The sequence below is a fragment of the Kurthia senegalensis genome, assembly GCF_000285595.1.
Classification (GTDB): domain Bacteria; phylum Bacillota; class Bacilli; order Bacillales_A; family Planococcaceae; genus Kurthia; species Kurthia senegalensis.
This window is the reverse complement of the sequence record NZ_HE611066.1, coordinates 1-13,629: the sequence shown is the minus strand read 5'-3', so window position 1 is coordinate 13,629 and position 13,629 is coordinate 1. Positions and strand designations below refer to the sequence as shown.

General features: G+C 35.7%; 13 protein-coding genes. 11 read left to right on the top strand and 2 right to left on the bottom strand.

The features are described 5' to 3' along the window. The coding region (locus KSHG_RS18480; RefSeq protein ID WP_010304244.1) for a hypothetical protein at nucleotides 1-222 on the bottom strand (222 nt) is incomplete at its 3' end. A gap of 96 nt (nucleotides 223-318) precedes the next feature. After that, nucleotides 319-1,173, bottom strand: coding sequence for an LCP family glycopolymer transferase (locus tag KSHG_RS16385; RefSeq protein WP_010304235.1), 855 nt, complete (start codon nucleotides 1,171-1,173; stop codon nucleotides 319-321). Nucleotides 1,174-1,323: 150 nt separating this feature from the next. Here KSHG_RS16385 and KSHG_RS17990 point away from each other — a divergent pair, with 150 nt between their 5' ends. The 11 genes from KSHG_RS17990 to KSHG_RS07445 all read left to right on the top strand — a co-directional run. After that, a complete protein-coding gene (locus KSHG_RS17990) occupies nucleotides 1,324-1,677 on the top strand; it encodes a YveK family protein (protein ID WP_161600729.1) in 354 nt (117 codons plus the stop codon). Beyond that, entirely contained in the window at nucleotides 1,674-2,006 is a 333-nt protein-coding gene (locus KSHG_RS17985) for a YveK family protein (protein ID WP_052309322.1), read from the top strand. The genes KSHG_RS17990 and KSHG_RS17985 overlap by 4 nt, the downstream gene beginning before the upstream one ends. 21 nt (nucleotides 2,007-2,027) lie before the next feature. Further along, nucleotides 2,028-2,720 carry a CpsD/CapB family tyrosine-protein kinase gene (locus KSHG_RS07485; protein ID WP_010304232.1) on the top strand — a complete coding sequence of 231 codons (693 nt, stop codon included), beginning with the start codon at nucleotides 2,028-2,030 and terminating at the stop codon, nucleotides 2,718-2,720. Between the two features lie 10 nt (nucleotides 2,721-2,730). After that, a complete protein-coding gene (locus tag KSHG_RS16375) occupies nucleotides 2,731-3,414 on the top strand; it encodes a tyrosine-protein phosphatase (RefSeq protein ID WP_010304231.1) in 684 nt (227 codons plus the stop codon). Between the two features lie 98 nt (nucleotides 3,415-3,512). Continuing rightward, nucleotides 3,513-4,727, top strand: a complete 1,215-nt coding sequence (locus tag KSHG_RS07475) for a lipopolysaccharide biosynthesis protein (protein WP_010304230.1) — start codon at nucleotides 3,513-3,515, stop codon at nucleotides 4,725-4,727. After that, entirely contained in the window at nucleotides 4,724-5,977 is a 1,254-nt protein-coding gene (locus KSHG_RS07470) for a hypothetical protein (RefSeq protein ID WP_010304226.1), read from the top strand. The genes KSHG_RS07475 and KSHG_RS07470 overlap by 4 nt, the downstream gene beginning before the upstream one ends. Nucleotides 5,978-6,119: 142 nt before the next feature. Beyond that, entirely contained in the window at nucleotides 6,120-7,220 is a 1,101-nt protein-coding gene (locus KSHG_RS07465; protein WP_010304222.1) for a glycosyltransferase, read from the top strand. A gap of 941 nt (nucleotides 7,221-8,161) precedes the next feature. Further along, the gene (locus tag KSHG_RS16370) at nucleotides 8,162-9,805 is read left to right on the top strand and encodes a polysaccharide biosynthesis protein (protein WP_010304219.1); all 1,644 of its coding nucleotides are present in this window, start codon (nucleotides 8,162-8,164) and stop codon (nucleotides 9,803-9,805) included. Then, nucleotides 9,790-10,818, top strand: a complete 1,029-nt coding sequence (locus KSHG_RS07455; RefSeq protein ID WP_010304203.1) for an NAD-dependent epimerase — start codon at nucleotides 9,790-9,792, stop codon at nucleotides 10,816-10,818. The genes KSHG_RS16370 and KSHG_RS07455 overlap by 16 nt, the downstream gene beginning before the upstream one ends. Next, nucleotides 10,805-12,088 (top strand): nucleotide sugar dehydrogenase, encoded by a 1,284-nt coding sequence (locus KSHG_RS07450; protein ID WP_010304199.1) that lies wholly within the window; start codon nucleotides 10,805-10,807, stop codon nucleotides 12,086-12,088. Before KSHG_RS07455 ends, KSHG_RS07450 begins: the two co-directional genes overlap by 14 nt. A 104-nt stretch (nucleotides 12,089-12,192) precedes the next feature. Then, nucleotides 12,193-13,629: adhesive domain-containing protein (locus KSHG_RS07445; RefSeq protein WP_010304196.1), on the top strand; the 1,437-nt coding region annotated here is incomplete at its 3' end.

Below are 13,629 nucleotides of genomic sequence, written 5' to 3'. Positions count from 1 at the left end.
AGGCTTTTTATCTTTTTTCGGTCCATACCAATGTTCCATCGCAACGTTTGAAATAATCCAATAACGTTTTTTATTTTCCGGATGCTCAAAAAACTTCACAAGTTTTTCATCGACATAGGCAGCAATAAATGCTTCGTCTTGCAATTTTTTATTCAACTTATACTTCGAAATATCCCAATAATAAATGGCTTCAGCAATTGTCATGTAACGATCAATTCCCACATTAATTCGCTCCTTTATCAAGTTGTAAATTGTTGCGTAGTTCAGCAGTAATCGTATCGACTTCATCAAGATCTAATTTATAATAATAAATGCCTTCTATTTTTCGTTTGTTCCTTTTTGGAACGTATGTTTACTGAATTGAATTTGTTGTACAGGATATGATTTTGACATCGTATACAACTCGTCTAATTTGACATTCGTTTGTACATTATGACCTAAAATCGCCATTAAACTATCTAAGCTTTTTAACGTATCGAAAGAAGGCAGTTTTTTTGCGAGTGCTTGAATTACTTCTTGTTGACGTTGTTGTCTTCCGAGATCACCTTGAGGATCATTTTTTCTCATACGAATATAAGATAACGCTTCTGTACCAGATAAAGAAATGTTTCCCTCCTCAAATTTGATACCATTTGCCTCAAAAGCAAATGCATTATTAACGGTAATTCCATCGACTACATCAATAATAGAAACGAGCCCTTCCATATTCAACGAAACGACAAAATCGATTGGAATACTTAAAAGCTGCTCGACTGTTTTTGCAGATGTTTCAATACTACCTTTTGCATACGCATGGTTTATTTTATCAAGACCATTTGTCCCAGCGATTGGAACGTAACTATCTCTCGGAATACTTAATAAATTTCCTTTTCTTTTTTCTGGGTTCATTGTCATAACGACAATTGTATCACTTCGTCCTTTATCATTTTCACGTTCATCGATACCGAGTAATAAAACTGAAATAGGTTTTTCTGAGTTAATTAAGTCCTTTTTTGAAGAATCTCGTAAATTACTAGAGTAATCGACCTGGGTTTTCGAAAAATTTTTATCAAAAGTGGAGAATTTGCTATAGGTATATGAACCTGCTATTACGGCTAAAAATAAAATTGAAAGCAAAATAACGATAACTTTCGTTCTATTATTACCCGTTCGCTTTCGTTTACTTCGTTGCATTTTTCAGCCTCTTTTCTGGTTTTTTAGTTATTAGTTCCATTGAAATCTGAAAATGGTTATAGTAGTTATAACGCCTATAATTACCATTTATATTAATATATATCCAAAATATAATAAAAGTCTATTATTTTATTAGGAGGAGACGTTCAATTGGAGAATAAGCAATTTAGTTTAATTGAAATATTTACATCGTTAAAAAGGGGTATACCACTCTTGTTTTTAATGACATTTTTCGGAATTACCGTTGCTGCTATGTTGACATTTTTGTATTTTAAACCCCAATACGAAGCCACGACTCAGTTATTAATTAATCGAGCGCAAACGAGCGAACAAACGAATGCTTATCAAGAAACACAAACCGATTTACAATTAATGAATACGTACACAGCAATCGCTAAAAGCGATGTCATTTTAGAAGCGGTCATTGATAAATTGGACTTACCGATGGATACGAAAGAATTAAAAAATCACTCGTTATTTCAAGTGAGGAAAATTCAAAAGTGATGAATATATCTGTTCGCAATGAAGATCCAGTCGTTGTCACACAGATGGCTAACACTTTAGCCGATGTATTTATCCAAAAAATCCCTTCTCTTTTAGCAGTTGAAAACGTTCAAATTTTATCAAAATCAGAATTACAAAAAAATTTAAAACCGGTATCACCGAACGTTCCATTAAACTTTATAATTGGAGCTATTTTAGGCTTTATTTTTGGAATTTTCATAATATTCATTAAACAATTTGTAGATCAACGATTTAAAACAGAAAAAGAAGTAGAAGATTTCCTACAGCTTCCGGTATTAGGAACGATTCATAAAATGAAGCAAAAATAAATGTTAATAGGAGGGTTCGATATGAAGCAAAAAACAGTAGCTAGAAAACTAATTGTAAAAGAAGAACCACATTCGATTATCTCTGAACAATATCGTGTTTTACGTACGAATATTAAATTTTCTAGTGCAAAAAAAATGAAATCATTCGTTGTCACGTCTGCTATTCAAGGAGAAGGAAAATCAACGACTGCAGCAAACTTAGCGCAATTGTTTGCGGAAGAAAAACAAAACGTGTTGTTTATTGATGCAGATTTACGTAAACCGACTGTTCATTTTACATTTAATTTGCAAAATACAATCGGCTTTTCTTTAGCTTTATCACATCAAAAGGCAATTGAGGAATGTATTCAAAAAACAGATGACCCATATTTAGACGTCATGACAAGTGGTCCCATTCCCCCGAATCCTTCTGAACTACTCGGGTCAGAGCGATTGAATGAAATTAAACAACAGCTAGAAGAGCAATATGATTGGATTATTTTTGATACATCGCCTTTATTAGCTGTTACCGATACGCAATTGTTAGCGAACCGTGTGGATGGGGTTGTGTTAGTCGTAGACATGAATAAAACCCACAAAAAAATGGTGAAGAAAGCGCAAAATTTAATTGAAAATGCGGAAGGGAAAATTTTAGGTGTCGTACTAAACAACGTTGCCAGCTCAAATATGAACTATTATAGTTCTAAATATTATGGCAGCTACGTACAGAAATGAGGTATTTATAATGATTGATACGCACAGTCATGTTTTATACGGATTGGATGATGGGGCAAAAACAGCCGAAGAATCGATGCAGATTCTTCAAGCGTATTACACGCAAGGGGTTCATCACATTATTACGACGAGCCATGCACATAAAGGAAAGTGGCATGTGCCTTGCACCGAAATTAATCGTGTAATTAATCATTTAAGTGCGGAATTGAAATGCGCAAATATTCCTATCACGTTACATACCGGCCACGAAATTACGATTTTTGAATCACTCGTTGCACAATTAGAAGCAAAACAATTGTACACGTTAGCGAATAGCCGATATGTGTTAGTAGAGCTACCTTCTACATTCATCCCGCATTTCACGTTAGATGTTTTTCAGGAATTATTTCAACATGGTTACGTCCCAATTATTGCACATCCGGAGAGGAATCAAGTGTTTATGGATGATCCGAATCGATTAGAAGACTTTATACGCCTCGGTGTATTTACGCAAATAACGACGGGTTCGATTGTCGGCTCATACGGTCAAGATGTGAAGCATTGTGCATGGGATTTACTAGATCGACAATTAATTCATTTAATTGGAAGTGATGTACATGATTCAACGAAGCGGATGATTTATTTTGAAGAGGCAAAAAATTTATTGCATAAAAAGAAAAAAGAAGACTATTTCCATTTTTTTAAAACAAAATAATGAACGCTTATTCGAAAATGAACAACTTATTGCGCTCGAACCGACCGTACCAAAAAAGAAAAAGTGGTGGCATATTTTATAGAAAGGAGGGAATTTAATTGCTACGAAAAATTTCTTGGACATTTTCCGCAAATGTTATAAGTGCGGCTGTGAAATGGTTATTGTTAGTAGCAATCGCCCAAATTTTAACCCCTACTGATGTCGGTGATTATGCACTCGCTTTAGCGATTGCATCACCGATTACTCTTTTTGCGAATATGAAGCTACGCTCGCTTTATGTGACGAGTGAGGAAGATGATTTTCATTCTTTCGCTATCGTGCGTAACGTTGCTTTTCTTTTCAGTTTGCTCGTTCTAATCGGCTTTTGTTTTTTTTACGAAGAATGGATGATTGTGTTGCTCGTCGGTATTAGTAAACTATTAGATTGTACGAGCGATTTACTTTATGCTGTTCCACATAAAGAACAAAAAATGAAAAAGATTGCGCTACTGATCGTGTATAAGCAAGTCGGCACTATTATTTTATTTGTGAGTTTATTACTTGTGACAGAGCATCTTGCTTGGTCTTTATTCGGTACGGTCGTATTTCAACTAGGCTATTTGTTAGTCGAGAGAAAAGTTTGTCTATACACGTTTCAGCAACGCTTTTCTTCTCAGCGTGTCCGTCTGATTTTAACACTAGGTATTCCACTAGGAATCACACAGTTAATAGTTTCTTTTAATAGTTTTTTACCGCGCTATGGATTGGCTTATTTCGCAACAGCGACAGAAGTCGGTTATTTTTCAGCTGTATCGTATGTAACGGTGATCGTAAACATCGTCATGGGAGCTGTTGCACAAAACTATATTCATCCGTTGAAAGAGCAATTTTTAAAAGGCCGTAAAAGCCAATTACGTAAAATTCTTTACGTTGACCTTTTTAAAATTGCATTTATCCTTTCAATCAGTTTATTAATTGGTGTCATTTTATTCGGGGAATTCTTTTTAACACTTGTATATGGAGCGTCTTATGCAGCGTACAACCCATTACTCATTTTGTTAATCGGTTGTATTTTTTTCAATTGTCTTAATTGGAATATTGATACGGCCTTCATGGCTTTCGGGTTCGTTAAAAGTCAACTACCACTCACGATTTTTGCAACTATTTTAAGTATCCCGATCACATTTATACTTATTTCTACTTACAGCTTATGGGGAGCGGGGATTGCGATGGTGACGAATAGTTTGATTTTATATGCCTGTAAAGATATTTTCCTTAGAATCGTATTTAAAAAAGACGTATTAAAAGCATCTCGAACGAAGGTGATAAAATGAAGTTTATATTTTTCTTGTTAACGGCTGTTTCTATTATAATTGTCGGTTGCTACTCTACCGTATATACGAATATCCATACGAAAATGGACGGATATGAGGATCTTTATTTACTGCCTTTAGTATATACGGTTTTATTTTTATGTATTTTAGGACCGCTTCTCTTTTATCGTTTTAATACATTTTTAATGAGTTTCGTACTTGTAACATTTTTACGTTATGTCGTGCTGCCATTTTTTATCGCGAAAAGTCAGTGGTATTTAGGACGCTCGGTCGTTAACCCTATGTCCGTATCATTTGATGTAGCGATTCATCTAATGCTGTGGGAATTAATTTGTTGTTGTGTTCTTATTCTTCTTTTATTTTTATGGAAAAGAAAAAGTAAACCGGGCGTATCCTCAGCAATTCAACTACCAAAATCGATGGATATGTATGTGTTATTCCTTATTTTTGCTGTGGCATTTCTCTTTATCTCACCGCAAGTGATTCATAGTTTTGCTTTTATATCACCTGGGGAGAATTTATTAGATATCGGAGAAGGCAACTTTTTAACGAGCATTGCGCAATATGTGTTAATTACGGCTAAGTATTTTTTATTCGTCATGGCAATGATTGTGATTTACCGACGTTATCAGCGACAAGAACGAAAGCTATGGGTCATTTTAAGTTTCGGTATCGTCCTTCTGAATATTTCTATTATTTATGGGGATAACCGAGCAGATTTTTTAATTGGGGCGATTGCCAGTTTGTATTTATTTTACCGTTTATATTTAAAACGCGCTGTTCCATATATCGTTTTTTTAGTCGGGATTATTACACTTGTTCTTCTGAACATTACGTCGTATCGAAATATGACGATGATTACGAGTGAAGAAAATCGAGCGATGCAGTGGGCTGACTTGCTACAAATTTATGCAGGTGGACCATATAACGTGGCGATTGCGACCGAATTGCCGTACTATTTCCCTCAAAGTGCGACATTCGCTAACTTTATTTATGATTTATTCCGTCCGATGATGGGCTTCAATTTACTGTTTAAAAACTTAGAAGGATTTGAGTTTAGTAATTATTTATACAATTTCCGTATTTTCTTTACAGATCAAGCATCACAAATTATGCCGATGATTGGACAAGGTTATTTTTACAGTAATTTTATTTTATCGCCATTTTTAAGTTGTAGTTTTATTTTAATTGCCTATTTGTTTATCCGATTAATGAACCGATCGAATCGTATTGAATTGATTTTTTCTTAACAATTCCTATTACGCGTCTCGGCTTTATGATGGGACAAAATGCAGGTATTCTTTTAAATGATATTTCATTCACATTATTACTAAGTGTCTGTGTTTATTTTGCGAATGAACATATCGTTTGGAAAAGAAGGGATGAATAACGATGGTTCATAAATTAGCTTATATTTACGATTTGAAAATGCCATTTGATGGCACCTCTTTTTATTCTAAAAATTTTCCGAATGCGACGTGGGAGAAATACGAAAGTTTTGCGGAAGAAATTCATATTTTTCCGTATAAACAAGAAGTAGAACAAACGAATTTAAATAAAGTAACACATCCACAAGTTCATTTTCATCCGCTGCCTTTTCCGACGACGAAAAGTTTGTATCGACATTTACAAAAAGTACGGTCATACTGCAGAGAATTAGTAAAAGCATATGATTATTTTGTCATTCGACTTCCTTCTCATCTTGGTCTATTTGTCGGATACGAATGCATAAGGCAAAGTAAACCTTATTTAATAGAAACTGTTGGGAATGCATTTGAAGCCTTTTATTATCATGGGAATCTGTTATATAAAATCGCAGCACCCATTTTAGATCGACGCATGAAACATGTGATTCGCCATGCGAAGACAGCTATTTATGTAACGAATAATTATTTACAGCGCTGTTACCCGAGTGAAAATACGTTTGAAGTTTCGAATGCGACGATTCAATTACAGCAAAAAGTATCGCGTACAAATACGATTACGTTAGGGATGATAGGCTCCTTAAATGTAGATTTTAAAGGTCATCAAACACTTTATGAAGCACTAAAGCTACTAGATGATCAAGGATATGCTTTCACTGTGCGTCTATTAGGCGAAGGTCAATATAAAAATGAGCTTTCTTATCGACAGATCGACGTGATCCACGATGGTCTTTTAAACAAAGAAGCACTTCAAAAATGGTATGAACAGTTAACAATCTACGTACAACCGAGTATTACAGAAGCGAATAGCCGAAGTATTATTGAAGCGATGAGCTTTGGCATACCTGTTGTAGGCAGTACAGCGGGCGGAACACCAGAATTAATCGAAGAGGATTTGCTATTTCCTGTCAGAGATGCACAACAATTCATGGAAAAAATCCGATTGTTATTAGATGATTCTCAAAAATGGGAACAGGCAGCGCAACGAAATCATGATTTTGCTACAAAATACTTACCTAAAAACGTAGAAAAGGCTCGAAAAGAAGCATTTGATCATTACATGAATTAAATAGAGAAAAACATAAAACCTTGCTATTGCAAGGTTTTTTCACGTCTTCACGACTTTTTGTTATGTTGAAATAATGAAAAAAATGGATTGCAAAAAGAACAAAAAAATTAGTATAAAAAGACTGTTAGAAAAAATGAAATGTTGATTATTTTTAAGAATATCTCGCCTTTCATATTTTTTCAAGATTTTAAAAAATGGTATTTATCGTTCCGTTTCACACAGGTCTCAGATAAACCATATAATACACTTTTAAACTCCTTCTAAACGAATAATTATAAGACATAAAAATAGATGCTAATGAATTATGAAATATGAAGCATTTCCTTTATTGAGAAAAAAGTAGTTCTTAGTATCTAAAAAACTATACGTTAAATTAAAAAAATGGTTTAAATAAAGAAGTCCCTTATTTTTTTATTTTTTCAAAAAAAATTTATTAAACATCAAAAAAAGATTATAAATCACAAAAATCATAAGGTATAAAGTCCTTATTCTAAAAAAGAATAGGGAACAAAAATCATTAAATATACGATTAAATCGAATGAAAATTAAAAAATAATATAAATAGCGGTTAAAAAGGGTAACCGAAATAATTGTTACAGAAACGTAAAGTTAGCATAAACGTCTATGTGACAACGATTTTAAAAAATAAAAAGTTAAATCTATTTCTATATTAATATATATACGCTATTTTCGTTTATTTTTGTCATGTTTTTGATATATAACTGTAGTAGGAAAAACAAATCATACATCTAAACAAATCAACGAGGTGAGTGAATGACTATCCAAAAGATGAAATGGAAGTTTATGATTTTAGATTGTTCCATCCTTTTACTCTTATTTTACGTATCCTTTATTTTTCAATAGGACCATCAGCAATAAACGGATCCACATATGTATTTAGCGCACTCAGTATTCTTTCTTTTTGCGCAACAAGTTATGCGTTGCGCTTTTATCAACTTCAAATAGAGTCTTTAACGAATGAACGTCTCTTAGTCTCTGCAACTGTACTCACAGTCATTGCTTTCGGCACGTTGGCTCTGTATCAATTGAGTATGTTGACGTGCATGAGTGCATTATTATTTACTGGATACTTATTGAGTTCTCGTATCGCCTACCAATTTTTAAAGAAACACGCAAGAGAGTCTAAAAAGTTTTCTGCAAGTGAGGTAACGCATGTTCGTCTCTTAATTATTGGCGCAGGGCAAGCCGGTATACACATGGCAGAGCGATTGAAACAAAATCCTCAATACAAAATTGTCGGGTTTTTAGACGATGACTATAAAAAAATCGGCTTACACGTAAATGACATTCCTATTCTAGGAGAAATTAGTTTATTAAAAAGCATTGTTAAGAAAGTAGATGCTTCTCAAATATTAATTGCCATTCCTTCTTTACAAAAAGAACGTCTTTCTCGACTCGTTGAGAAATGTTTACAAACGAATATTAAAACACAAGTGATGCCATCAGTAGATGACATCGTTAACGGAACACTCGCTATTAATAAAGTGAGAGATATTAAAATTGAAGATTTACTCGGTCGTGAAGAAGTAGAGGTCGATACGAAGTTATTGAATGAAACGCTTCAAGGCAAAAGGGTACTCGTAACAGGTGCGGGTGGTTCAATCGGTTCTGAAATTTGCAGACAAGTTATTCAATCGAATCCGGCTTGCTTAATTCTACTCGGGCACGGTGAAAATTCGATTTACGAAATTGCACAGCAATTGTCGAAGTTAACGACGATTCCGCTAGTTAAAGTAATTGGGGATATTCGAGATCGCGATGCAATGAACGAGATTATGCATAAGTACCAGCCGCACATCGTCTACCATGCAGCCGCACACAAACACGTACCACTCATGGAAGACAATCCTGCAGAAAGCATTAAAAATAATATTTTTGGCACAAAAAATGTGGCACAAGCAGCAAAAAATGCAAAAGTGGAGCGTTTCGTCATGATTTCGAGCGACAAAGCCGTTGATCCCCCTAATATTATGGGCGCAACGAAGCGAGTTGCCGAGTTAATTATTCAACAACTATCTAAAAATAGCGTCACAAAATTCGCTGTCGTACGATTCGGAAATGTTCTCGGATCACGAGGTTCTGTCATTCCGCTCTTCCAAAAACAAATTCAAAAAGGCGGACCGATTACATTAACAGATGCACGTATGACACGCTATTTCATGACAATTCCAGAAGCGGCTCGCCTCGTTTTACAAGCTTCTTCTTTATCAAAAGGTGGAGAAGTTTTTATCTTAGATATGGGCGAACCTGTAAAAATTAGTGATCTAGCTAAAAACTTAATTCGTTTATCAGGCTTATCATTGCAACAAATTGAAATTATCGAAACAGGTATTCGTCCCGGTGAGAAATTACATGAAGTACTACTCGGAGAACATGAACGTCTTCAAACAAAAGTGTTTAATAAAATTTTTATTGGACAAACGACCAGTTGTTCGGATGAGCAACTACATGATTTCTTAACGACGATTTTATATGCTCCAGAATTTGAAATAAAAGATCGTTTAATAAAATTTGCTAACCATCACGTACAACAAGAGGAGGAGTATAAATGGAAATTCTCGTAACGGGCTGCGCAGGCTTTATCGGATCACATTTAACGAAAAAATTACTTCAAGACGGGCATCAAGTCATAGGGGTCGATAGTTTAAGTGACTATTATGACGTGTCGTTGAAAAAAGATCGTTTAAAACAACTCGTGCATCCACAATTTATCTTTGTACAAAATGATGTGTCGAACGAACAACAAATGAAGAAATTATTCGAAGATCACGCATTTGATCGCGTAATTCATTTAGCTGCACAGGCAGGTGTGCGTTATAGTATTGACCATCCAGAAAGCTACATTCAAGCGAATATACTAGGCTATTTCACGTTACTAGAATGTTGTCGCCATCATCACATCGCCCATTTCTTATATGCTTCTTCTAGCTCTGTTTACGGAGGGAATAAACATTATCCATTTTCTGAAGAAGATCATGTGGACCATCCAATGAGCTTATATGCAGCAACAAAGAAAAGTAATGAACTGTTTGCCCATTCATATAGTAGCTTATATAAATTGCCAACAACCGGTCTGCGCTTCTTTACAGTTTACGGACCTTGGGGGAGACCAGATATGGCTTTATTTAAGTTTGCTAAAAATATTCTGAATAATCAGTCTATAGACGTGTACAACTACGGAGAGATGCTAAGAGACTTTACGTACGTAGAAGATATCGTAGAAGGGATTACACGTTTAATGGATCAAATACCGCAAGAAAATGAAGCATGGTACGAAGAAGGCTGCCACACTTCTGAAAGTTTCGCTCCGTATCGTGTCGTTAATATCGGACGAAACCAACCTGTTAAGTTGTTGGATTTCATTGAAACACTTGAAAAAGAACTCGGTAAGAAGGCAGAGAAAAACTTTATGCCATTGCAAAAAGGGGATGTACCGAATACATTCTCTAATACCGAAAACTTACAAAAACTCGTTGGCTTTATTCCGGAAACATCTATTGAAGAAGGTATTCATCAATTCGTTCAATGGTACAAAGAATATTATCAAATAGAGGAGGCTCTTTATGAACAACACTAAAATTGGTGTCGTCGGACTTGGCTATGTAGGATTACCTGTTGCCGTATCTTTTTCAAAAAAATATGATGTCGTTGGTTTTGACATTAATGAAGAACGTATTAGCGAATTGCGTTTAGGTATTGATCGTACGAATGAAGTATCACCAGAAAAATTGGTCTTAAACAAAATACAGTTTACGAGTGATGCTACAAAATTAAGTGATTGTCATTTCATTATTATCGCTGTACCAACACCAATTGATGAACGAAATAAACCGAACTTAACACCTATTTTAGCTGCCTCTCAAACCGTTGCGAATATTTTACGACCAGGGACGATTGTCGTATATGAATCAACCGTTTACCCAGGCTTAACGGAAGAAGAATGTATTCCTGTATTAGAACGTTTCTCAAAACTCGTTGCAGGAAGAGATTTCTTTGTTGGGTATTCACCTGAGCGTATCAATCCCGGTGATCCGCATCATAAATTTGAAACGATTCAAAAAGTTGTGGCAGGACAAACCGAAGAAATTACAGAAATGCTCGCTGTACTTTATGGAAGTGTCGTGACAGCAGGTGTACATAAAGCACCTTCTATTCAAGTAGCTGAGGCGGCAAAAGTAATTGAAAATACGCAAAGAGATGTCAATATCGCATTGATGAATGAACTAGCACTTTTATTTAATGAATTAAATATTAATACGGCAGATGTTTTAAAAGCCGCCAATACAAAATGGAACTTCCTAGACTTTAAACCCGGCCTCGTCGGTGGGCATTGCATCGGCGTAGATCCTTATTATTTAACGACGAAAGCTGAACAAGTCGGATATGTACCGAACATTATTTTATCGAGTAGAAAGTTAAATGATAGCATGCCAGATTATATCGCAGAGCGCATCGTCAAACAGCTTATAGCGAATAATAAAAAATTAAATGAAGCGGTCGTAACTGTACTCGGTGTGACATTTAAAGAAGATGTACCAGATATTCGAAACTCAAAAACAATTTTACTCATTGAAAAACTGCAACAATACGGGATTCACGTCCAAGTGCAAGATCCATTTGCTTACGAAGAAGAACTTTTTGTTCATTACGGTGTGACATTAACACCTTCCGTTACCTTGAAGCAAGCAGATGCCGTTATCGTTGCTGTTGCACATAAGCAATTTATTGAACACTCATGGGAAGGCATTCAGCCGATGTTAAAAGACAACACAAGTTTCGTTGTCGACATTAAAGGTTGTTTAGATAAAAGTAAAAAACCATCACTCGTGACGCATTGGAATTTATAATCGTCACACATTAAAGGAGGTGCTTGCTTAGAGTTGAGCCATGTTTAGTAAGTTTATTTGAAGTCACCCACTAATATTTCAAAAAACAGAAAGAAGGTTTTTAAATGTCGAAGAAAAATTATTCAAAATGGACGAAAAGTGCTGCTGCTTCAATGCTAGCATTTTCGCTAGTTGCAACACCTTATGCTATTTCATTTGGAGATCAAGGTGCAAATGTATCACAAAAAAGTGCAAGTGCAGCCGTACTAGATATTGAACTACTAAGCAACATGACATTAACAAATGATTCTGGGACTACAGCTTCAAATCGTTTTCAACTAAACCCAGATGGTACACAAAATGTGAACTTCACAGTCTCAGGGACATCTCTTGCGCAAGCTTCAACCATTACTAGTGGTAAAAAACAAGTTGTTCTAGGTGTTCCTACAGAACTACAAGGCCTTGTACAACCAAATGGCAACGCACAAATCGACTCGTCTATTACACTTCGTATTAATGAAGTACCACTTGTAGCACCAGTTCTTGACGCAACAGATGCTGTAATAGGTGCCGTAACTAAAGTGATTTCTGCAACTCCAGGTATTTCGATTAACATAGGCGAAGTGTATGACAAATTAGATGCATTAAATAACATAGGAGAGGCGGGGCAAGGAAAATTTACAGCACCTTTATCAATTAATGCAGATGGTTCTGTAATATCTGCACCAATCGATGACGGCTTAGGCTTAATTTTAGCGCAAAATTTAAATGATGCGTTAACGGATTTAAATAATGCGGTTCAAGCATTAACTGCGACAGGCTCAGGTGCAGCTTCTAATCTTGCTGCAGCAGCACTAAACACGACGTTAATTCCACTTAAAGCAACAGTTTCAGCAGCTGTTTCAACATTAAAAACTACTATTTCATTAGGTGGTGCAATTGTTAATCAGTTAGCCGATGCGGCTGTCTTAGGGGATACAGAAATTATTGTCCCTACTAAAGTGACAGGCCCAGCTGCGTATTTAAATACGAACCCAACACTTGATGCCGGATTTGTAGGATCAGTTGTAAAAGGGAATGTTATCACGCTTGATTTATTCAAATCTTCTGATGGTAAGAGCACTGTTTATTATCAAGGAAACCCGGATGATTTCGCTGTTCCAGCAACACCGACAGACGTAGCAACGGCAGGTAACTCTACAGACGGCTACGAAGTAACAGGTAAAGCTGAAGCAAATTCAGATGTGACTGTCTATGATAAAGATGGGAACAAAGTCGGAACAGGGAAAGCGGATGCGAACGGTAACTTCACCATTTCAGTACCAGGTTCAGTCGGAACAGAAGTTGACTTAACAGTAACAGCAACGAATGCAAATGGTGAAAGTGATCCAGCCTCAACGAAAACTCCAGCCGATCCAATCGTTATCCCAGCAGCACCAACAGACGTAACAACGACTGGTAACTCAACAGACGGTTACGAAGTAGTTGGTAAAGCTGAACCAGGCGCAACCGTCAATGTATACGATAAAGACGGCAATAAAGTCGGAACAGGTACAGCGGAC